The organism is Burkholderia sp. Tr-20390, from assembly GCF_017104595.1.
Taxonomy (GTDB): Bacteria; Pseudomonadota; Gammaproteobacteria; order Burkholderiales; family Burkholderiaceae; genus Burkholderia.
Genome location: NZ_JAAGPC010000145.1, coordinates 1 through 22056, shown reverse-complemented (window position 1 = coordinate 22056; position 22056 = coordinate 1). Strand labels below are relative to the sequence as shown.

20 protein-coding genes and 1 pseudogene are annotated in these 22056 nt (G+C 69.1%); 10 read left to right on the top strand and 11 right to left on the bottom strand.

The features are described 5' to 3' along the window. The coding region (locus G3N98_RS29315; protein WP_206150119.1) for a hypothetical protein at positions 1-747 on the top strand (747 nt) is incomplete at its 5' end. Between the two features lie 151 nt (positions 748-898). Beyond that, entirely contained in the window at positions 899-1519 is a 621-nt protein-coding gene (locus G3N98_RS29310; RefSeq protein ID WP_206150117.1) for an HAD family hydrolase, read from the top strand. A 9-nt stretch (positions 1520-1528) separates the two neighbouring features. On the opposite strand, the gene G3N98_RS29305 is transcribed toward G3N98_RS29310, so the two are convergent. Next, complete coding sequence (locus G3N98_RS29305) at positions 1529-2638, bottom strand: fatty acid desaturase (RefSeq protein WP_206150115.1); 1110 nt, start codon at positions 2636-2638, stop codon at positions 1529-1531. A gap of 205 nt (positions 2639-2843) precedes the next feature. On the opposite strand from G3N98_RS29305, the gene G3N98_RS29300 reads away from it, so the two are divergent. Next, positions 2844-3881 (top strand): AraC family transcriptional regulator, encoded by a 1038-nt coding sequence (locus tag G3N98_RS29300; RefSeq protein WP_124585268.1) that lies wholly within the window; start codon positions 2844-2846, stop codon positions 3879-3881. 61 nt (positions 3882-3942) lie between these two features. Here the strand turns inward: G3N98_RS29300 and G3N98_RS29295 are convergent, their stop codons facing one another. From G3N98_RS29295 to cysD, 5 genes are all read right to left on the bottom strand, one after another. Then, positions 3943-4992: a beta-propeller fold lactonase family protein gene (locus tag G3N98_RS29295; RefSeq protein ID WP_206150114.1), complete on the bottom strand. Its 1050-nt coding sequence runs from the start codon at positions 4990-4992 to the stop codon at positions 3943-3945. Then, on the bottom strand, positions 4979-6346 hold the full coding sequence (locus G3N98_RS29290) for an MFS transporter (protein WP_206150113.1): 1368 nt from the start codon (positions 6344-6346) through the stop codon (positions 4979-4981). The genes G3N98_RS29295 and G3N98_RS29290 overlap by 14 nt, the downstream gene beginning before the upstream one ends. Positions 6347-6649: 303 nt before the next feature. After that, positions 6650-7837: a helix-turn-helix transcriptional regulator gene (locus G3N98_RS29285; RefSeq protein WP_206150112.1), complete on the bottom strand. Its 1188-nt coding sequence runs from the start codon at positions 7835-7837 to the stop codon at positions 6650-6652. A gap of 129 nt (positions 7838-7966) precedes the next feature. Beyond that, on the bottom strand, positions 7967-9889 hold the full coding sequence (gene cysN, locus G3N98_RS29280) for a sulfate adenylyltransferase subunit CysN (RefSeq protein WP_206150111.1): 1923 nt from the start codon (positions 9887-9889) through the stop codon (positions 7967-7969). Continuing rightward, positions 9889-10869: a sulfate adenylyltransferase subunit CysD gene (cysD, locus tag G3N98_RS29275; RefSeq protein WP_277396923.1), complete on the bottom strand. Its 981-nt coding sequence runs from the start codon at positions 10867-10869 to the stop codon at positions 9889-9891. The genes cysN and cysD overlap by 1 nt, the downstream gene beginning before the upstream one ends. A gap of 130 nt (positions 10870-10999) precedes the next feature. Here cysD and G3N98_RS29270 point away from each other — a divergent pair, with 130 nt between their 5' ends. The 4 genes from G3N98_RS29270 to G3N98_RS29255 are packed head-to-tail and all read left to right on the top strand — an operon-like array spanning position 11000 to position 15131. Beyond that, entirely contained in the window at positions 11000-12109 is a 1110-nt protein-coding gene (locus G3N98_RS29270) for a DUF1214 domain-containing protein (protein WP_206150110.1), read from the top strand. Next, the gene (locus tag G3N98_RS29265; RefSeq protein ID WP_206150109.1) at positions 12106-13299 is read left to right on the top strand and encodes a sulfotransferase; all 1194 of its coding nucleotides are present in this window, start codon (positions 12106-12108) and stop codon (positions 13297-13299) included. Before G3N98_RS29270 ends, G3N98_RS29265 begins: the two co-directional genes overlap by 4 nt. 42 nt (positions 13300-13341) lie before the next feature. Next, positions 13342-14133: an SDR family oxidoreductase gene (locus G3N98_RS29260; RefSeq protein WP_206150108.1), complete on the top strand. Its 792-nt coding sequence runs from the start codon at positions 13342-13344 to the stop codon at positions 14131-14133. A 17-nt stretch (positions 14134-14150) separates the two neighbouring features. Beyond that, complete coding sequence (locus G3N98_RS29255) at positions 14151-15131, top strand: acetyltransferase (RefSeq protein WP_206150107.1); 981 nt, start codon at positions 14151-14153, stop codon at positions 15129-15131. 64 nt (positions 15132-15195) lie between these two features. On the opposite strand, the gene G3N98_RS29250 is transcribed toward G3N98_RS29255, so the two are convergent. Both G3N98_RS29250 and G3N98_RS29245 read right to left on the bottom strand, forming a co-directional pair. Next, on the bottom strand, positions 15196-15648 hold the full coding sequence (locus tag G3N98_RS29250) for a nuclear transport factor 2 family protein (RefSeq protein ID WP_206150106.1): 453 nt from the start codon (positions 15646-15648) through the stop codon (positions 15196-15198). 13 nt (positions 15649-15661) lie between these two features. Continuing rightward, positions 15662-16141, bottom strand: a complete 480-nt coding sequence (locus tag G3N98_RS29245) for an SRPBCC domain-containing protein (protein ID WP_206150105.1) — start codon at positions 16139-16141, stop codon at positions 15662-15664. Between the two features lie 362 nt (positions 16142-16503). On the opposite strand from G3N98_RS29245, the gene G3N98_RS29240 reads away from it, so the two are divergent. Continuing rightward, positions 16504-17982 (top strand): deoxyribodipyrimidine photo-lyase, encoded by a 1479-nt coding sequence (locus G3N98_RS29240; protein WP_206150104.1) that lies wholly within the window; start codon positions 16504-16506, stop codon positions 17980-17982. 22 nt (positions 17983-18004) lie between these two features. Here the strand turns inward: G3N98_RS29240 and G3N98_RS40255 are convergent, their stop codons facing one another. From G3N98_RS40255 to G3N98_RS29230, 3 genes are all read right to left on the bottom strand, one after another. Further along, positions 18005-18127, bottom strand: a complete 123-nt coding sequence (locus G3N98_RS40255; protein WP_041492896.1) for a hypothetical protein — start codon at positions 18125-18127, stop codon at positions 18005-18007. Beyond that, positions 18118-19347, bottom strand: a complete 1230-nt coding sequence (locus G3N98_RS29235) for an MFS transporter (protein ID WP_241026135.1) — start codon at positions 19345-19347, stop codon at positions 18118-18120. The genes G3N98_RS40255 and G3N98_RS29235 overlap by 10 nt, the downstream gene beginning before the upstream one ends. Positions 19348-19539: 192 nt before the next feature. Next, complete coding sequence (locus G3N98_RS29230; RefSeq protein ID WP_206150103.1) at positions 19540-20481, bottom strand: LysR substrate-binding domain-containing protein; 942 nt, start codon at positions 20479-20481, stop codon at positions 19540-19542. A 187-nt stretch (positions 20482-20668) separates the two neighbouring features. On the opposite strand from G3N98_RS29230, the gene G3N98_RS29225 reads away from it, so the two are divergent. Beyond that, positions 20669-21712 (top strand): alpha/beta fold hydrolase, encoded by a 1044-nt coding sequence (locus G3N98_RS29225; RefSeq protein WP_206150102.1) that lies wholly within the window; start codon positions 20669-20671, stop codon positions 21710-21712. 138 nt (positions 21713-21850) lie between these two features. Further along, positions 21851-22056 (top strand): annotated as a pseudogene (locus G3N98_RS39960) (4'-phosphopantetheinyl transferase); the annotation flags it as partial.

Genomic DNA, 22056 nt, shown 5'->3' with positions numbered 1-22056 from the left:
CCGCAGGCGCTCGACTTCGGGCCGGCTCCCGCGCCCGCATCCGGCGAGGCCGTGCGCACGGCGCCGGCCGGGGCGGTCGGCCGCGCGGTGTTCGGCGAATCGAACCATCCGCAACTCGAAGCGTGCTTCCGCGCCGCGCAGGCCAGCTTCCCGAATCTCTATCCCGACTACGCACCGCGCATCGAGCGGCACATCCGGCAACTGGTGCCGCTCAAGCTCGCGACGATCGCGACGATCGGTGACGGCGCGCTGGAGACGGCGGGCAACCTCGTCGAAGCCGTGGCGGCCACGACGCGCGAATTCAACGAACTCGGCGCGGCCGACATGATGGCCGGCATGCTCGCGCAGGCGACGCGCAAGGCCGGCATGTTCGAACGCTGGTTCGGCTCGGCGACGGGCCATGTCGACTACCGTGCGGCGATCGGGGCGCTCAAGCAGTCGCTCGGCTTCTTCCCGCGCCGCACCGAAGAACTCGCCGCGAAGGTTCGCCATGCGGAAGAAAACCTCGTGGTCGTGCTCGCGGCGCTGAGCGCGGTGTCGGACGTCGTGCGCGCGCCGGACGATGCAGGGGTCGAGCGCACGCTGTTCGACCGCCGCAACATCGTCGGGCAAGCGGTGCAGCAGATCCGCATGCAACCCGCGCAATTGCGCGGGCTCGACGAGCGCGTGACCGATCTGCTGTCGCGCGCCGATCATCTGATGAACGTCGTGCTGCCGGCGGCGTTGGCGGCGCGGCCGCAGCGCTAAGGGCGCGGCACGAAGGGAACGAAGCACATGAACCCGCGCGCTGCGACGCGCGGGTTCGCTGCGCAGGCCGTGCCGCATCACGCCATTTCACGTGCACCGGCGCGAGTCTGCTATCTTCCCGGGCATCTCATCGCTTTCCCGCCGATTCTCCATGACTGACCGCATCGTTGCCGCATTCGATTTCGACGGCACCATCACGACGACCGACAGCTTTCGCCATTTCGTCCGCTATGCGGTCGGCACGCCGCGCTTCGCGTGGGCCGGATTGCGCGCGCTGCCGTGGATCATTGCGATGAAGGCAGGGCTGCTGTCGCGTGGCGATGCGAAAGCGAAGTTCGCGTCGTTCGCGTTTGGGCCGGTGCGCGAGGAGGCGCTCGATGCGCAGGCGCGCACGTTCGTCGACGCCTATCTGCCGGGCCTCGTGCGTCCGGAAATGCTCGAACGCATCCGCGAGCATCGGGCACGCGGGCACGAAGTCGTGCTGGTGAGCGCCTCGCCGTCGCTGTATCTGGAGAAGTGGGCGAAGACGGCCGGCTTCGATGCGGTGCTCGCGACGCGGCTGGCATTCGAGCGCGGTGCCTTCGCCGGTCGGCTCGACGGCGAAAACTGCTGGGGGCCGCAGAAGGTCGTGCGGCTGCGCGGGTGGTGGGGCGACCGGCCGCCGAAACAATTGTTCGCGTACGGCGACAGCCGTGGCGACAAGGAAATGGCCGAGCTCGCGAACTGGTCGTGGATCCGCGGGCAAGGGCCGATGCCGCCGATCGGCGGTTGAGGTGGTGCGTTACGCGTCGGCCTGAGCCTGGCGCGTGCCGCGCGCCGGACGATAACTGCCCCAGCGATTCGCCCGCGCGAACGTGCCGACGTCGTTGAAGCGCACGCCGACTTCACGCAGCGCCGCATGCGCGGTGCATGCGGTCAGCTGGCGGATGTAGAACGGGTCGCGCACCACGAAGTGATGGATCGCGTGCGTGCTGCCGAAGTTGAAGCAGAACAGCTGGAACGGCAGCATCCACCACGGGTTGAGCACCTGCGTCTGCTGGATCACGTTGCGTGAATCGATATCGCCGAAGTAATGCATGTTCGAGCTGACGAAGTTGATGCAGAAGCTGCGCACGAAGTTCGGCCCGAGCCACACCACGGCCAGGAAATCGACGACGCTCATCACGCGCTCGACCATGGCCGGCACCGTCACCGGGTAGCCGAACGCATGCAGCGCGAACAGGCCGACGTGATAGACGATGAACGCGTGCCACAGCACGTAATACAGGTGACCGACCGGCATGTACGACGACACCTGCTCGACGCGCAACTGCAGGCGCTCGGACGGATCCTGCACCGGCTGAGCGGCCACGTACTGCTTCACCTTGCGGCGCATCGCGGTGGGCCGCAGCACGACGGCGAGCATGCCGTCCGCGATCATCAGCAGGCGCTTCACGCCCCAGCGCTCGCCATTGGTGATGCCGAATTCCTCGAGATCCGATTCGCCGCCCGACACCTTGTGGTGATGCAGGTGCATGCGCCGCCGCGTCCACGGGTTGATCGTGCCGGGCCGCGTGAGCCAGCATAGCGCCATCATCAGGTGATAGGCCCACGGTGTCTTCTTGAAGTACATCAGGTGGATCAGGTCGTGCTCGAGCTCGTGGATCAGCGACGTGACGAACGCGGCGAGCGGCAGCGCGACGTACCACGCGATCGCTCCGCGCGCATAGAGCCACGCGATCGCGAGCATCGCGCTCACCGAGACGGCCATCACGGTCGCGCCGACGAGGTTCTGGTTGTCGAGCAGCGGAAAGCGCGCGCGGATCGCGTCGCTCGCGGCATTGACCTCGCGGCGGACGTACGCGACCTTGTCCGCGTCGTGGCGAAAGGCGGTTCGTGCGGGTTGGCTCATCGACCGGGATTCCTGCGGAAAGGGTGGGGCGCAATGCCGATGTGACAAGCATAGGCGCGCACCGGACCGCACGCGAGGGCCGCCGGTGCCAATGGTGGTGTCATTTCGGGCCACGATGGCCGGCCGGCGCGGCTAGAGTCACGCCCCGGTGTCATTGCGGGCCAGCGACGCTACAATCCGCCGAAACCGCTCCGGAGTCCGCCGCATGGTCCTGTCCGTCCCGGATGCCGCCCGCCAGCTGAACAAGGCGACGGTGTCGTCCGCGTATGCGCTGTTCATGCTGATGCTGGCCGAGGAGCGCGGCATCGACGGCGGCCGCGTGCTGGCCGGTTCGGGCGTCGAGCGCGACCGGCTCGCGCAGCCCGATGCGCGCATCACGCCGCTGCAACAGGCGGCGATCGTGTTCAACCTGCTCGACGCGACGGACGACCCGTCGATCGCGATCGAGATCGGCCTGCGCAGCAGCCTGACGAAAGCGGGACTGATCGGCTTCGGGCTGATGAGCTGCGCGACGCTCGGCGAGGCGATCGCGCTCGGCATCCGCTATCTGCCGACGCGCGTGCCGTTCTTCTCGGTGCGGCTCGCGCAACTCGACGGAATTGTCGACATCGACGTGCTCGAGGCGTTTCCGCTCGGCCGGCTGCGGCAGTTCGCGGTCGAGAACTTCCTGGTCGAGACGGCGATCCTGTTCAACTCGCTGCTGCATCCGGTGCCGGGGCGCACGCTGCAGTCGCGTGCCGAACTCCATTTCGAATGGCCGGAGCCGCCGTGGTTCGAGCGTTATCGCGCGCGGCTGCCGCGCTGTCATTTCGACGCGAGCGCGAACCGCATCCGCTGCGACGCCGCGTTGCTCGACGAGCCGATCGGCACCGCGAACGCGCATACCGCGCAGATGATCGTGCAGCAGTGCGAGGCCGAGCTCGCGCGGCTCGGCTATGCGGAAAGCATCGTCGAGCGCGTGCGCAACCTGCTGATCTGCGGCGAAGGCGGCTATCCGTCGGTCGACGACGTCGCGCGCGAGCTGCATGTGTCGGCGCGCACGCTCAAGCGCAAGCTCGCCGAGTACGGCGCGACCTATTCGACGCTGCTCGACGAGATCCGGTTGCGTGATGCGCTGCGGCTGCTCGAAGGCACGCGGCTGCCGGTCGACGAGATCGCCGCGCGCGTCGGCTATACGGATCGCGCCAATTTCACGCGCGCGTTCAAGCGCTGGACGGGCGTCGCGCCGAGCGAGCGGCGCTGAACGCGGTTACGCACCGGCCTGCGTGGCGGGCCTGCCGCGTCATGCGCCGCGTGTCACGGCTTCAGACGATCGCGACCCAGTTCGCCCCGCGTCCGCCCGGCACGCGTGCGTGCGGCGACAGTGCGCCGTCGTCCGGCGCGATCGCATACACCGACACGAATTCAGACTGTTCGCCGCAGGCGACGAGCCAGCGTCCCGACGGGTCGATCGCGAACCCGCGCGGCTGCGTTTCGGTGGCGGTCGCGTGCGCGGGTTCGAACGTGCCGTCTTCGCTGCGGCGATAGCAGAGCAGGCGGCTCGACGTGCGTTCGCTGACGTAGGCGAAACGCTCGTCGGGCGTCAGGTGCAGGTCGGCGGCCCAGACGGACGGTTCGGTGGGTGCGGGCGGCCGCGCATGGCCTTGCGCGAGTTCGGCGATGGCCGGATGGCGCACGCTCACATGCGCATCGCCGAGCCGGCCGGTTTCAGGGTCGCGCGCGAACGTCGCGAGCGTGGCCTGGAATTCGCTGACGACGACGAGCGTGCGGCCGTCATCCGCGAATTGCAGGTGACGTGGGCCGAACCCGGCCGGCACGCGCGTTTCGCCATGTTCGAGCGCGCGCAGGCCGGCCGCGTCCTCGACGAGCGCGAAGCTGAACACGCGATCCGAGCCGAGCGAGCTGACGTACGCGAAACGGTTGTCCGGCGACACGATCACCGCGTGCGCGTTCGCGATGCCGCCCGTGACCTGCAGCGGCGTGCCGTCGCCGTCGCGCACGCGCGCGGCGTCGTAGAGGCTCAGCGAATTCCCGCCGTACGACGCGCCGAGCAGCCAGCGGCCGCTGCGGTCGAGCGACAGGTACGCATGGCTCGCGTCGATCGCGGTGGTGCCGATGCGCACGAGCGCGCCGGTGGCGGGCACGACGCGGAACGCGACGATCGTCGGTTGTTCGCCGCGCGTCGCGACGTAGAGCCGCGCACGGTCGGCCGGCACGGCGATCGGCATCGCGACGTCGGCCGCGGGATAGCGGGTGAGCGGCGCAAGCGTGCCGTCGGCCGCGAGCGAGAAGGTGGTGAGGTCGCCGTCGGCGGCATTCGAGAGGACGACGGTCAGGCGGTCAGTGTTCGGCATGGCGGAGCATCGCAGCGTTCGTGAAGGATTCGTCGGCCGGCAGGCCGCGCGGCGGATCGCTGCGCCGGTGCGTGCGCGCGAACAGCGCGGCGACCGCGGCGACGAGCGAAGCGACCGCGAGCGCATACAGTCCGCCCGTGATCGAACCCGTATGTTGCTTCAGATAGCCGAACGCCGTCGGTGCGACGAAGCCGCCGAGGTTGCCGACCGAGTTGATCAGCGCGATCACGGCCGCGGCCACGCGCGTGTCGAGATAGCCCTGCGGGATCGGCCAGAACAGCGACGAGGCGGCCTTGAAGCCGAGCGCGGCGAAGCAGATCGACGCGAACGACCATACCGGATCGTGCGACGTCGACGCGAACAGCCCGCACGCGGCGAGCACCAGCGCGACCGCGAGCCAGCGCTGCGGATGCTTCCACTTCGACGACAGCACCGCGAAGCCGTACATCGCGCCGATCGCGATCATCCACGGAATGGTGTTGTACAGGCCGACCTGGAAATCGGTGAGCCCGCCCATCTTGCGGATGATCGTCGGCAGCCAGAACGTCGCCGCGTAGATCGTCAGCTGGATCGAGAAATACAGGAAGCAGAACAGCATGATCTGCGGGTCGCGCAGCAGCGCGGTGGCGCGCACCGGCACGTTCGAGCGGACGTCGCGCGTCGCGCGCTCGTCGTCGAGCGCGTTCTGGAGCGCCGAGCGTTCTTCGGCCGTGAGCCAGGTCGCGTCGCGGATGTGCGATTTCAGCAGCAGCCAGCTCGCGCCGCACAGGGCGACCGAGAACAGCCCTTCGATCAGGAACATCCATTGCCAGCCTTCGAGGCCGAAACCGCGGATCGACAGCAGCGCGCCGGTAACGGGCCCGGACAGCACCGACGCGAACGCGGAGCCGCCGAGGAAGATCGCCATCGCCTTGCCGCGCTCCTGCGGCGGCAGCCATTGCGACAGGTACAGCACGACGCCGGGGAAGAAGCCGGCCTCGGCCGCGCCGAGCAGGAAGCGCAGCGCGTAGAACGACGTGTCGTTCCACACGAACGCCATCGCGGCCGCGACGATGCCCCACGTCGCCATGATCCGGGCCAGCCAGATGCGTGCGCCGTAGCGCTGCATCAGCAGGTTCGACGGCACCTCGAACAGCGCGTAGCCGACGAAGAACAGCCCGGCGCCGAGGCCGTACGCGGCCGCGCCGATGCCGATCGACGCCTCGAGGTGGCGATCGACGAAGCCGACGTTCACGCGGTCGATGTAGTTCGCGATGAACATGATCAGCACGAGCGGCAGCACGTGCCACTTCACTTTCGAGACGGCGGACGCGAGCGGGTCGCGTCCGGGCAGAGTGTGCGAGGGCGGGTTCAAGCGTGTCTCCGGTCGGGCGGCGGCGGACGGGGCGGTGGCCCGCGTCGGCATCCGGGTGGCGGTCTGTGTAGTATGTCGTCGTATGACATGGTACGCCTGAGTGTCGATGAAGACGTCGCGGGTTTACCCGAAAATTGCCCAAATATTGGGGAATTTCACGAGGCGCGTCGGTGACTTGTTCATGTCTGATGACGTATGACATGAGACGGGTAGGCGCCAATTGCCGCGTCTTCGGTCGCGGCCCGCGCTGCGTGCGCGGGGGCATCGGCCGGACAGCCCGCCCGGCGGCAGCCGTCGCCGCGACTACGCCATCGACACGACGCTGTTGAGCAGCGTCTTCACGAGCACGGCCTGTCGCGTCGCGCCCGTCTTCGCGAAGATGCCGCGCAGGTGCGCGCGCGCGGTGTTCTTCGTGATGCCGGTCGCGGCGGCCGCTTCGTCGAGCGTCAGCCCGTCGACGAGCAGCAGCGCGATTTCGGTTTCCATCGGCGTGAGCCGGAACAGCCGGTGCAGCATGTCGCGCGACGTCTGCGGCGACGACGCCGGATCGCGCACGAACACGGCGACGGCCGGCCGGTGCCGGCGGTCCTCGGCGCCGCGGTAGGGCGCGAGCGGGCGCAGCAGCACGCTCAGCGGCATCGCGCCGCCGGGGCGTGACAGCGTGGTGGCTTCGATGCGCGCGAGCGCGCCCGCGCGGAAATGCTCGAGCGCGGCCTGCAGCGCCTTTTGCAGCCGGCGTTCGTCGAGCGGGCACGACGCGTGAAGTCGCTCCTGGCGCACGCACAGCCCGTCCTGCTGTTCGATCAGCCGCTCGGCGATGCGGTTGCGCTTGATCACGCGGCCGTCCTCGTCGACGATCGCGGTGCCGACGTCGAGCCGGTCGACGGTACCCGCATACAGCGCGCGTTCGGCATCGAGCACGTCGAACGCCGCGTGCAGCTCGACCGCCCGCTGCAGGTGCGGCAGCAGCGTCGCGACCTGCGCGCGCTCGGCCGCGTCGAAATCGCGGCCGCCGTGCGCGCGGCTCACGAAGAACGCGCATTCGACGCCACGTTCGCCACGCAGGTTCGCGCCGAGGATGTAGCGCAGGTCGAGCGGCTGCAGGTACTGCCGGTAGAAATCGTGCGCGCGCCACGCGGTTTCGCCGAACAGCCGGTCGGCCGTGAAGACCTGGCCGGGCGGCTGGTCGAGAAACGGGCACAGCGCGTAGAACTGCTCGCTGTATGACGGCTCGCCGGGCAGCAGCGGGCCATGCGCCGACGCGTTGATGATGAGCCCGTGCCGTGCGCCGCCCGGGTTGCGCAGCACCAGCGTCGTGAAGCGCGCGTCGAGCCGCGCGCGAGCCGCTTCGAGGAAGCCGGCCCACGGGGTGGGCTCAGACGGGCCCTGATACACGAGCCCCAGCCACGCGCTGAGTTCGCGCGCCGTCCACGCCGCGTCGTCGAAACCGTCGTGCGCGGCCGGATCGCCGGGCGCCAGCGCGATGGACATGCTCGTGTTCTCCTGGTCGGGATGAAGGATTCCCGGACCAGCATACCGGCCGCCCGGCGGCCCGCGTCATCCGAACGGAGTAGGCGACGCGGGCTGTCGGCCAACTGCCGGGCTGCCCGCTTGCCGCGCTTACGCCGCGCGCTCGCGCAGCAGGTACGCGACGATCCGATCGGCCGCTTCTTCCGGCGACTCGGCGACCGTGTCGACGCGCAGTTCGGGCTGCGCGGGCGGTTCGTACGGCGAATCGATGCCCGTGAAGTGCTTCAGCTCGCCGCGCCGCGCCTTCTTGTACAGGCCCTTCGGATCGCGCTCCTCGGCCACCGCGAGCGGCGTGTCGACGAATACCTCGACGAACTCGTCCTGGCCGACCCGCGCGCGCGCCATGTCGCGCTCCGCGCGGAACGGCGAGATGAACGACACGAACGTGATGAGCCCCGCATCGAGCATCAGCCGCGCGACTTCGGCGACGCGCCGGATGTTCTCCACGCGATCGGCCTCGGTGAAGCCGAGATCGCGATTGAGCCCGTGCCGCACGTTGTCGCCGTCGAGCAGGTACGTGTGCTTGCCGAGTGCATGCAGGCGTTTCTCGACGAGATTCGCGATCGTCGACTTGCCGGCGCCCGACAGGCCCGTCAGCCACACGATGCGCGGCGTCTGCGCCTTCTGCGCGGCACGCGCGGCGCGGTCGACGTCGACCGCCTGCCAGTGCACGTTGTGCGCGCGGCGCAGCGCGAAGTGCAGCATCCCGGCGCCGACCGTGTCGTTGGTGATGCGATCGATCACGATGAAGCCGCCCGTGTGGCGGTTACGGTCGTATGGGTCGAACGCGACCGGCCGGTCGAGGCTCAGGTTGCACACGCCGATCTCGTTGAGCGCGAGCGTGCGCGCCGCGAGATGCTCGCGCGTGTTCACGTCGATCTTGTACTTCGGCGTCGCGCAGGTCGCGCCGACCGTCTGCGTGCCGAGTTTCACGAGATACGGGCGGCCGGGCAGCAGCGGCGCGTCGTGCATCCACACGAGCGTCGCCTCGAACTGGTCGGCCACTTCAGGCGGCGCGTCCGCGCGCGCGATCATGTCGCCGCGGCTGATGTCGATCTCGTCGGCGAGCGTGAGCGTCACCGCGTCGCCGGCGCGCGCGAGGTCGCTTTCGCCGCGTTGCGTGATGACCGACGCGACGCGGCTCTCCTTGCCGGACGGCAGCACGCGCACGCGCTCGCCGACGCGGATCTCGCCCGATGCGATGCTGCCCGCGTAACCGCGGAAGTTCAGGTGCGGGCGGTTGACCCACTGCACCGGCAGCCGGAACGGCTCGTCGCGCGTCACGCGCGCGGCGAGCGGCAGCGTGTCGAGATGCTGCATCAGCGTCGGGCCCGCGTACCAGGGTATCCGCGCGCTCGGTGCGATCACGTTGTCGCCGCGCAGCGCCGACATCGGGATGCTGACGATCTCCGCCAGCCCGAGCTCGGCCGCGAACGCGCGATAGTCGGCGTCGATGCGCTCGAACACGGCGCGGTCGTAGTCGACGAGATCCATCTTGTTGATCGCGAGCACCACGCGCCTGATGCCGATCAGTGCGACGAGATGACTGTGGCGGCGCGTCTGCGTGAGCACCCCCTTGCGCGCATCGATCAGGATCACGGCGAGATCGGCGGTCGACGCGCCGGTGATCATGTTGCGCGTGTACTGTTCGTGGCCGGGCGTATCGGCGACGATGAACTTGCGTCGCGCGGTCGCGAAGAAGCGGTACGCGACGTCGATCGTGATCCCTTGCTCGCGCTCGGCCGACAGGCCGTCGACGAGCAGTGCGAAATCGAGTTCGCCGCCCTGCGTGCCGACCTTCTTCGAATCGGCCTCGAGCTGCGTGAGCTGGTCGTCGAACAGCATGTTCGATTCGTAGAGCAGGCGGCCGATCAGCGTGCTCTTGCCGTCGTCGACGCTGCCGCACGTGATGAAGCGCAGCAGGTCCTGGGTTGGTGCGTGCGCTTCGTCGGCGGCGCTTGCCTCGGGTGCGTGGTGCGCGAGCGCCTCGGGCGCGGTGAGAACGTGTGCCATCAGAAATATCCCTCCTGTTTCTTCTTTTCCATCGAACCGGCCGAATCGCTGTCGATCAGTCGTCCCTGCCGTTCGGACGTGCGCGTCTCGCGCATCTCCTGCAGGATGTCGTCGAGCGAGGTCGCGTCGCTGTCGATCGCGCCCGTCAGCGGATAGCAGCCGAGCGTGCGAAAGCGCACCTTGCGCATCTGCGGCACTTCGCCTTCGCGCAGCGGCAGGCGTTCGTCGTCGACCATGATCAGCGCGCCGTCGCGTTCGACCACGGGCCGTTCCTTCGCGAAGTAGAGCGGCACGATCGGGATGTCGTGAAGCTGGATGTACTGCCAGATGTCGAGCTCGGTCCAGTTGGAGATCGGGAACACGCGCAGGCTTTCGCCCTTGCGCTTGCGCGCGTTGTACAGCGACCAGAGCTCGGGGCGCTGGCGCTTCGGGTCCCAGCGGTGCTGTTCCGAGCGCAGCGACACGATGCGCTCCTTCGCGCGCGATTTCTCCTCGTCGCGGCGCGCGCCGCCGAACGCGGCGTCGAAGCCGTAATGATCGAGCGCCTGCTTGAGCCCCTGCGTCTTCCACACGTCGGTGTGCACGGCCGAGCCGTGCGTGAACGGATCGATACCGTTCGCGATGCCTTCAGGGTTGATGTGCACACGCAGGTCGAGGCCGAGGCGCGTGGCCGTCTCGTCGCGAAACGCGATCATCTCGCGGAATTTCCAGGTCGTATCGACGTGCAGCAGCGGAAAGGGCGGTTTCGCCGGGTAGAACGCCTTCATCGCGAGATGCAGCATGACCGAGCTGTCCTTGCCGATCGAATACAGCATCACCGGGTTCTCGCTCTCGGCGACCACCTCGCGCATGATGTGGATGCTTTCGGCCTCCAGCCGCTCCAAGTGGGTCAACATCGTTCGTCTCCTTGTTTCATGCCGGCGCCGCGCGACATGTGCGGCGTTTCGTGCATGACACCGACGGTATCGAGCGAGCGGCATGCCGCTCTTCGTCCGGGTGGACTAAATCGCGACACGGCGGTGGCGCGGATCTTTCCTTAGTCCACCCGGACGAAGTGGCGCGCGACGGCGACGCTTAAGGTGAGCGCTCGACCATCGGCGGAGAGAACACATGACGGACGACACACGTGCCACGCAATTGCTTTCGGGCCAGACCTGGGCCGATTTCTGCGACACCCTGAAACGCAGCGGAGAACAGATCCTGCGCGCCGAGGCGCCGGACGATTCGCTGACGCGCGCGGAAGGATTCCGCTATCTGAGCCGGCTGTTGCGCATCGCGCTCGAGATGCACGTCGAGTTCGCGGACGGTGCATGGCCCGGCTTCTTCTCGCCGTCGCACGAGACCGCGAAGATCGGCGCCGACAATCCGGACAACCTGTACCAGTACGCACGGCTCGACGGCCGCTGCGCATACCGCGTGACGGGGCGGCGCGGCACGGTGGCCTACCTGAGCTTCGGCACGCAGAAGGGCGGCTACGAGACCGACGGCAAGATGTTGCAGACGGGCTTTCTCGACGCGAAGCAGCTCGAGATCGCGCCGGACGGCAGCTTCGAGATCGTGCTGAGCGAGACGCCGCGTGCGGGCAACTGGGTGCGCATGGAGCCGGGCACCAACGCGTTGCTGGTACGCCAGACCTTCCTCGACCGGCGCGCGGAAACGCCGGCACAACTGAAGATCGAGCGCATCGGCGCCGACGATCGCCCGGCGCCGCTCGACCCGCTCGTGCTGCAGGGCGGCCTCACGCGCGCCGCGCAGTTCGTCGAGCAGACGTCGACGCTGTTCGCGGACTGGGCCGCGAGCTACCGGCCGCACGTGAATGCGCTGCCGCCCGCCGACCAGGCGCTGTGCCAGTCGGTCGGCGGCGATCCGAACATCTACTACTACCACTCGTGCTGGTCGCTGGCCGATGACGAAGCACTCGTGATCGACGTCGACACCGTGCCCGACTGCGACTTCTGGAACGTGCAGCTCAACAACTACTGGATGGAATCGCTTGATTACCGGCACTTCGATATCTGCTTGAACAAGCACAGCGCGCGGCGGAATGCGGACGGCGGCGTGACGGTGGTCGTCGCGGCCGCGCGGCCCGGCAATGAGAACTGGCTTGATACGGCCGGGCATCGCACCGGCACGATCTGCTGGCGCTGGGTGGGCGCCGCGCAGCCGGTGCATCCGCGCACGCGGGTGGTGAAGCTCGCGACGCTGAAGGAGGCCGCATGAACGCGCCGCTGGATCGAACCCGCACGCTGCTCGCGCCCGACGGATTGATCGCCGAAGCCATGTCGCGCACGGGCGGGCTCACCGTGTTCGGTGACGGGCCGTATCGCGAAGCCCTCGACGTGATGTGCGCGTCGCTGATCGACGAAGCGAAGCTGTCCGCGCGCGGCGCGGAGATGATGCGCGAGAAGCTCGTCGGCCAGCTCGTGAACCGGCTCGTCATCGAGGACTACTTCCGGCGTCATCCGGAAATCGCGGACATCGCGATCGACGATCCGCTCGTGATCGTCGGCCTGCCGCGCACGGGTACGACGCTGCTTCAGCGCCTGCTGGCCGTCGACCCGCGCTTCCATGCGGCCGCGTGGTGGGAAACCCGCTACCCGGCGCCGCTTGCAGGCGAGACGCTCGCCGAGCCGACGGTGCGCATCGCGCGTGCGCAGGCCGAGGTCGCGACGATGATCGACTGCATCCCGCAGATCCTGACGATCCATCCGCTCGATGCGATGCTCGCCGACGAGGAGTTCATGCTGATGGAGCATGCGTTCGTGTGCGCGATGGATTCGTACGCGAACGTGCCGCGCTACACGGCGTGGCTCGCGCGACAGGATCTCACGCCGGTCTATACGTACCTGAAGCGGATGCTGCAGTTCCTGCAATGGCAGAAGTCGCAGCGCGGCGTCGCGCCGGCCTTGCGCTGGCTGCTGAAGACGCCGCAGCACCTGCATGCGCTCGACGTGCTGTGCCGGGTGTTTCCGCGTGCGCAGGTCGTGCTCACGCACCGCGATCCGGCGCAGACGATTCCGTCGATGGCGAGCATGGCGCACACGTTGTGGCAGATGTATGCAGACGATCCGGATCCGCTCGCCGTCGGCGCGCAGTGGAATGCGGGGATGGCGCGCGCGATCGGCGCGGCGATGGCGGCGCGCGACGCGCTGCCGGCGGACCGCTTCCTCGACGTGCGCTTCGAGGACACGGTGTCGAATCCGCTCGGCGTGGCCGAGGCCGTATACGCGTTTGCCGGGATGCCGCTCGATGCGCGGCAGCGCACGGCGATGACGGACTGGATGGCGCGCAACGGCCGCGACAAGCGTGCCCCGCACGACTATTCGATCGCGCGCTTCGGCTTCACCGATGCACAGCTCGCGCGCGACTTCGCCGCGTATCGCGCGCGGTACCTGCGGGCGGCCGGCTGACGGCCATTGCTCGCGAGATCAACGACAACCAGGAGACAACCCATGTTGCTGAAGGACAAGATCGTCGTGATTTCCGGGATCGGGCCGGGGCTCGGTGTGAAGCTCGCCGTCGAGGCCGCGCGCGAGGGCGCGCGCGGCGTGGTCGTCGCGGCGCGCACGATGGAAAAGCTCGACGACGCCGCAGCGCGAATCCATGCACTCGGCGTCGGCTGCGACGTGCTGAAGGTGCAGACCGACATCACCGACCGAGCACAATGCCGGCAGCTCGCGACGCAGGCCGTCGCGCGCTTCGGCCGGATCGACGCGCTCGTGAACAGCGCATTCGTGCACGGCACGTTTCCGGAACCGGTGGAGGAGGCTGACCTCGACGGCTGGCGCGCGGTGTTCGACACCAACGTGTTCGGCACGATGGCGCTCACGCAGGAAGTCGTGCCGGACATGAAGCGGCACAAGCGCGGCGCGATCGTGATGATCAACACGCAGGCGACCCGCAAGCCGTTTGCAGGGGAAGGCGGCTACGCTGTATCGAAGGGGGCGCTCGCGGTTGCGGCAAAATACCTGGCGCGCGAACTCGGCGTGCACGGCATTCGTGCGAACAGCATCCACATGGGGTGGATGTGGGGCGTGCCGACCCAGACGTATTTCCGGCAGGCGGCTGCCGAGTACGGCATGACGGAAGAGCAGGTCATCGCGCCGATCGCGTCGAGCATCGCGCTCGCGAAGCTGCCGACCGACGACGATTGCGCGCGCGCTGCGCTGTTCCTCGCGTCGGACTATGCGAATGCGGTGACGGGCGCGACGCTCGACGCGAATGGCGGCGATTTCATGCCCTGACGATGGAGCAAGGGAACATGCAGGACAACCACGACACACGACACTTCTTTGCATTCAACGGCGACGCGGACGGGCTGTGCGCGCTTCAGCAACTGCGGCTCGCGGAGGGCGTGCACGGCACGCTCGTGACGGGCGTGAAACGCGACATCAAGCTGCTCGAGCGGATCGACGCGCGGGCGGGCGACATCGTCACCGTGCTCGACGTGTCGCACGACCAGAATCGCGACGCGTGCGCGCGGCTGCTGCGCGACGGCGCGACGGTCCGCTATTTCGACCATCACTTCGCGGGCGAACTGCCCGACGATCCGCGCTTCGACGCGCACATCGACACGGCGGCCGACGTCTGCACGAGCGCGATCGTGAACCGCTATCTCGACGGCCGGCACGTGCGCTGGGCGATCGTTGCGGCGTTCGGCGACGAGTTGCCGGCGCTCGGCCGCGCGCTTGCAAGTGAGCATCGGATTGGCGACGCCGAGCGCGACACGCTCGCCGAACTCGGGCTCTACCTGAACTACAACGCGTACGGCGAGTGTGTCGGCGATCTGCATTTCGACCCGGCCGCACTTGCCGATGCGATGCTGCCGTGCGTCGACCCGCTCGATTTCGTGCGCGCGACAACCGTGTTCGCCGCGCTGCGCGACGGCTACCGCGACGACATGGCGCGCGCGTGCGCACTCGCGCCGCTGCGCGAGGTGCCCGGTGCGACGCTGGTCCGGATGCCTGATCATCCGTGGGCGCGGCGCGCGACCGGCATGCTCGCGAACGAGCGGATGCGCAATGCGCCGCATGCGGCGCTCGCGGTGCTGTCGCCGCGCGCGGACGGCGGGCTCGTCGTCAGCGTGCGCGTGCCCGATGGCCGACCGCTCGGCGCCGACGAGTTCTGTCGCGGCTTTCCGACCGGCGGCGGGCGCAAGCGCGCCGGCGGCATCAACCATTTGCCGGAAACGGAATTCGACGCGTTCGCCGAGCGATTCGAGGCCGCGTTCAGGCTCGATTGATTCAAGCGGCGGTCCGAACTGCGTGCGCCGCGCAACCCTCGCACGGCGCGCACATCGCGATGGGTCAACCGGTCGCGCCTGCAAGCACGGCCGGCACGTTGTGACCGTAGCAACGCGCCTCGACGCGCTCGGCGATGCGCCAACCTTGCGCGGTGCGCACGAACCGGTCGACGTACCACAGCCCGAGAAACATCACCTGCGTGCCGCCGTCGGGCAGTGCGACTTCCATCGGATTGAAGCAGATCGTGCGGCTGCGCGCGGTGTCGCCGTCGAGCTGGATCGACAGGTTGCCGACCATGTGCTGGTACTGCGGAAACTGCGGCAGCACGGTGCGCAGCCACGCCTTCACCTCCGGATAGCGGCCGGCGATGCCGCCCATCGCGCGATAGTCGATCGCAGCGTCAGGGGTGAACACCGCGTCGAGCGCGTCGAAGTCGCGCGTGTCGATCGCAGTCGAATACGCGACGATCAGCTCGCGGATGTCGTGATGGTCGGACAGCGTTTGCAGGTCGAGCATCGGCGGCTCCCGGTCACGCGCCGTTGCGCCGGCGTGCCGCGTGGAGCGCCTCGGCGCGCTGCTTCACGTCGCGCGCGCACTGGTCGAAACCCTGTTTCACCCAAGCGCCGTGGTTCTGCATGATCGTGTCCGCGTTGACGCCGAGGAACTGGTCGGTCGTGAAATAGCGGCAGCGCTCCGCACCGATCGCGTCGATGTACTGGTCGCGGCGCGCGGCGTCCTTGTTGTCGGCGGTCGGGCGTTGCTCCCACGACAGCAGGCGCTCGGGTTCGTACGCGACGAGGATCTCGTTGACGGGAACCACGGTCTCCGTGCCCGGGATGCGCACCTGCATGTGCACGAAGTCGCCGAGCCTGCCGGTCGTTTCGAAGCCGACGCAGAACGTGTTCCATTCGCCGTAGCGCGGGAAGTCGGTCAGCACTTCCCAGACGACGGAGGCCGGTGCGTCGATGTCGACGGTGATCGAGGTGACGAGATTCGAGGGTTTGGTCATGGCGATGTATCGGATCGGATGAAACCGCGCCTACCCCGGGTGGCGGGACGCTTCGCGGCGGTCGGAAGGAGCCGCGCCGGTATCGGTCGGCGCGCGTGACGGGTGTGGCTCGGGACGTGCGGGGCGTTTTCGCCGGCACGTGCCGCGCAGCGCAGGGCACCCGATATCGAGCGTAGGCCGGCACACGCGGCGAAGAATCGTCGGAATGGACTAAGGCGTTTCACCGGGGCGGCGGGGTGGTGCGATTGTCGCGACGGTCGGCGGCCGGGGCGCGCCGGCGCATCATGCGCGCAGACCGTCGACACCACGCAGCGCAGCCGCGACAATACGCGTCTCTTTCCGCTTTCGTCATCGAGGTGCCTGTGTCCGCCAAGCCGTCCATTGCTCCCGCGATCGTCTGGTTCCGCGACGATCTCCGCGTGACCGACCAGCCCGCGCTCACACGCGCGGTGGAATCGGGCCGGCCGCTCATCTGCGTATTCGTCGACGACATGGGCGACGGCGCCGGGCGGGCGCTCGGCGGCGCGGCGCGCTGGTGGCTGCACGGGTCGCTGGCCGGGCTCGACGCGGCGCTCGCGCGTCATGGCGGGCGGCTGCTGCTGTTGCGCGGCGACGCGCCGCGCGAGATCGACCGCATCGTGCACGACACGGGCGCGCAAGCCGTGTACTGGAACCGTCGCTACGCGCAACCGCAGCGCGACGCCGACGCGGCGCTGAAGGCGTCGCTCAAGGCGCGCGGCGTCACGGTCGAGAGCAGCAACGGCAGCCTGCTGAACGAGCCATGGGAGGTGCTGACGGGCAGCGGCACCCCGTATCAGGTATTCACTGCGTACTGGCGAGCGGCGCGACGGGATCGCACGGTCGCCGCGCCGCTGCCGGAACCCGAGCGGATCGCGTTTCATCCGTGGCCGAAAACCCTGCGTGACCGCGCGCTGGCGCTCGACGCGCTTGCGTTGCGGCCGCATTCGCCGGATTGGGCCGGCGGCCTGCGCGAGGCGTGGCCCATGCCCGACGAAGCCGGCGCGCACGCGCAGCTCGACGCGTTCCTGACGACATCGCTCGCCGGCTATGCGGACGCGCGCGATCTGCCCGACCGTCCCGCGACGAGCCGCCTTTCGCCGTTCCTGCGCTTTGGCAACGTGTCGCCGCGACAGGTGTGGCATGCGGTGCAGGGGGCCGCGAGCGCAGGCGGCGCGGCGCTTGCCGCGGACGCCGACAAATTCCTGAGCGAACTCGGCTGGCGCGAGTTCAGCTACACGCTGCTGTATCACTTCCCGGCGCTCGCGACCGACAACTTCCGCGCGCAGTTCGACGCGATGCCGTGGCGTGACGATCCCGCCGCGCTGCACGCATGGCAGCGCGGGCTGACCGGCTATCCGCTCGTCGATGCGGGCCTGCGCGAACTGTGGACGACCGGCTGGATGCACAACCGCGTGCGGATGGTCGTCGCGTCGTTCCTGATCAAGCATCTGCTGATCGACTGGCGCGCGGGCGAAGCGTGGTTCTGGGACACGCTGGTCGACGCCGATCCCGCGAACAACGCGGCGAGCTGGCAGTGGGTGGCCGGGTGCGGCGCCGACGCCGCGCCGTATTTCCGCATCTTCAATCCGGTCGCGCAGGGGCAGAAGTTCGATCCGGACGGCGCGTACGTGCGGCGCTGGGTGCCCGAGCTTGCCGGTCTCGACAACGCCTCGATCCACGCGCCGTGGGAAGCGTCGCCGCTGGAGCTCGACGCGGCCGGTGTGCGGCTCGGTGTCGACTATCCGGCGCCGCTCGTCGAGCATGCGGCCGCGCGTGCCCGCGCGCTCGATGCGCTGGCGGCATTGCCGAAGCGCCGCTGACCGCACGCTCCGGATTACCGCGTCAATTGCAGAACGCGACGTGTTCGAGCAGCGCGTACGCGACGCCCGAACTGAAATAGGCCGCGCCGCACCACGCGACGAACGCGAGCGTGCCGGCGGCCAGCGCCGCGCGGATCATGCCCATGCCGCGTTACCCGATGCGGGACGCGCGACGCGCGCGTCGTTGATCGGCAGGTGCAGCAACGCCGCGAGTACGCCGAGCGCGATCGAGCCGATCCACAGCGGCAGGTACGAATGCGTCGCGTCGTACACCACCGCGCCGAGCCAGACGCCGAAGAAGCTGCCGAGCTGGTGTCCGAAGAACACGAAGCCGAACAGCGTCGCGATGTAGCGCACGCCGAACACCTGCGAGATCACGCCGTTCGTCAGCGGCACGGTGCCGAGCCACGTGAATCCCATCACCGCCGCGAACACGTAGACGCTCGCGGGCGACAGGGGTGCTGCGACGAACACGGCCATCGTGAGCGCACGCACGAGGTACAGCACCGACAGCACGTACTTGCGCCGCAGCAGCCCGCCGAGATGTCCGCACGCATAGGTGCCGGCCACGTTGGTCAGCGCGATCAGCGCGAGCGCGATGCTCGCGTGGCGTGCCGGCAGCCCGTGGTCGAGCAGGTACGCGGGAAGATGCGTCGCGATGAACGCGAGCTGGAAGCCGCATGCGAAGAAGCCCGCGTTCAGCAGCCAGAAGCCGCGATGTGCGAACGCCTCGCGCACGGCTTCGCCGATCGACTGGTCGGGGCCGGCGGCGCCGGCAGCCTGCGTGGGTCGGTCGCGTAGCAGCATGGCGAGCGGTGCAAGCAGCGCCGCGACGAGCGCCAGTGCGATGAATGCGTGCCGCCAGCCGATGCCGCCGATCAGCGTCTGCGCGACGGGCACCATGCAGAACTGGCCGAGCCCGCCGATCGCGCCCGCGACGCCGAGCGCCCAGCCGCGCCGGTCGGGCGGAAACAGGCGGCTCAGCGCGCCATAGATCGACGCGAACGCCGAGCCCGACAGCGCGATGCCGATCACGAGCCCGGCGCCGACCGTGAACATGCCGGTCGTCGCCGCATGCGCCATCGTGACGAGCCCGGCCGCATACAGCAGCATCCCGGCGATGATCACGCGCAGCGAGCCGAAGCGGTCGGCGACCATCCCGGTGAACGGCTGCGCGACGCCCCAGATCAGGTTCTGCAGCGCGAGGGCGAGCCCGAACGCTTCGCGCGACCAGCCGTGGTCGAGCGACACCGGCGCGAGGAACAGGCCCTGCACGTGGCGGATGCCGAGCGCGGCGCCCATGATCAGGCCGCCGGCCAGGACGGGCAGCCAGCGGCGGCGGACTTCCTGCTCGATCGGGGTCATGCGTGTCTCCGGATGAAGGCGCGCGGCAACACGGCCGCGCTCGATCCGATTAGACGATCGGGCCTGTCGTCGCTCAAGCGATCATTCGGTCAGGTTGGCATGCTTGGCAGGAATGCGATGAGGGGCGCGCGGGGTGGAGCGGGGCGCAGGCGCTCGGCAGCGGTCGGGTTTGTTCGCAGAGGCCGGGTCAGCTCACACCGACACCGTGCCGTGCGCACGCATCGCGACATCGCATTCGGCCGCTTCGGCGAGCATCCAGTCGCGCACGTCGGCGACTTCGCGGCGCGGGGCCGGATCGTGCTGGAACAGCCAGTAGCCGTAAGCATCCGACAGCGCCTGCGTGTGCGGCCCGAGCACCGCGAGCCGCCCGTCCGCGAGCATCGGCGCGACGAGCGCGAGCCGGCCGAGCGCGACGCCCTGGCCCGCGATCGCCGCCTGGATCACCTGGTCGTACTGGTTGAAGCGCAGCACGCCTTTCGGGCGCGCGTCGCCGAGCCCGGCCGCGTGCAGGTGCGTGCGCCACTGCAATTGCGGTTGCGGCGGCCCGTCGAATTCGAGCAGCACGTGGTCGGCGATCGCCGCCGCGTTCGTGACCGGCCGCGCGGCGAGCGCCGGATGGGCGACCGGCACGACGATCTCGTCGAACAGGCGCAGCGCGCCGGCCGGCGCGCGGTCGCGCGGACAATAGCGGATCCCGAGGTCGATGCCTTCGGCGCGCAAATCGAGTACCTTGTCGTTCGCGGCCACGCGCAGGTCGATCTCCGGCAGGCGCGCCTGCAGCCGCCCGAGCCGCGGCAGCAGCCACAGCGCGGTGACGCCGATGCTGGCGGTGATCGTGACGGGCTGGCGCTCGCGCGTGGCCGCGAGCGACGCGACGGTGTCCTGCAGCCCGTGCAGTGCCGCATCCGCGACGCGAAACAGCCGCTCGCCTTCCGGCGTGAACGCGATCTTCCGGTAGCCGCGCTGCAGCAATGCGACGCCGAGATGCGCTTCGAGTGCGTGTACCTGGCGGCTGACCGCCGATTGCGTGACGCACAGGTCCTGTGCGGCGAGCGTGATGCTCATGCGGCGGCCGACGGCGACGAAACCGCGGACGAGGTCGAGCGACGGGAGGCGGACGAGCGGCGTTGACATGCGCGTGACTCATGCGAACGGAGCAGCAAGATTGGTTGAGAACGCGGGGCGCGTCAAGTTCAATGGAGGCTCGCGCGGGCGGTGAAGGAGGGGGCGGGCGACGCCCCGGCCGGCTGCGAAGCATGGGCGTGGGCAGGCACTGACGCGCTCACCCGGACGGACCACGAAGCATGGGACCGGAGACACGATGACGATATCGAACGAAGGCAGCGAAATGACGCAGGGCACCCGCGCGGCGGACGCATTGCCGCCCGAGCCGGTGACGCTGCGCGCGGCCGACGGTTATGCATTGCGCGGCCATGTATGGCGCCATCGCGGCGGCAGTGTCGTGCGGCCGGTGACGGTCATCAATTGCGCGACGTCGGTGCGTTGCGACTACTACTTCCGTTTCGCGGCCTGGCTGTTCGCCCAGGGGCGCGACGTGCTCGTCTACGACTATCGCGGCATCGGCGGGTCGCGCCCGGCGCAGCTCGCGAAGCTGCGCGCGAACTGGCTCGACTGGGGGCGGCTCGATTGCGAAGCCGCGCTGCACTACGCACGCGACGCGTTTCCGGGCCAGCCGATCGACGTCGTCGCGCACAGCATCGGCGGGTTCGCGCTTGGGCTCGCCGCATCGAACGTTAATGTGCGGCATGCGGTGACGGTCGGCGCGCAGTATGCGTACTGGCGCGATTACCGGCCGGCCGAACGGCGGCGCATGTGGTGGAAGTGGCACGTTGCGATGCCGGTGCTCGCGGCCGTGTTCGGCTACGTGCCCGCGAAGCGGCTCGGCTGGATGGAGGACACGCCGCGCGGCGTCGCGTTGTCGTGGGTGCGCTCGCAGGCGCGCTTCGAGGAGGGCTATACGAGCGGCCCGCTCGCCGAACCCGCCGCGAGCCGCGCCGCGTTGCCCGCCCGTTTCGCGGGGCTGTCGGCGCCGATGCTCGCGATTGGCCTCGACGACGACGGGTTCGGCACGGCCGAGGCGATCGAGCGCCTGGTCGGCTACTACACGGGCAGCGACGTCACGCATCTGCGGATCGCGCCGGCCGACATCGGTGTCGACGCGATCGGCCATTTCGCGTTTTTCCACAGCCGCTTCACCGAAACACTGTGGCCGCTCGCGCTCTACTGGCTGCAGCACGGCGTGCTGCCGGCCGATGCGCCGGGCAAAGTGCATGCGATTCACCCGGCATCGCGCGGGCGTGGGCCCGGCAGCGGCGTGCCGGGCGTTGCCGCGAACGGGCGATAGGGCGGCCTCGTCATGCTTGGCACATGCCGAGAGGACACGCGCCGGCGCTCGGCATCGACGCCGGCGGGCCGCAACGGTTCGCCATATCGCCTGATCGATTAACATCGGACGTTTCCTTCCACAGGCCGCCGCACGTCGATGCTCGTCCCGCCCGATTCCGTTTCTCCGTCTGAAAGCCCCCGCGCCTGGCGCATGCAGCGGCTCGACGTGCCGGCCGCCGCGGCCCGCGCCAGCGTGCGGCTCGCGCGCGTCGATTTCGACTGGCGCGTGCCGCTTGTGTCGCCCGCATATGCGGCACTGAGCGACGGCGAGCGCGCGCGGGCCGCACGTTTCATGCGGCATGA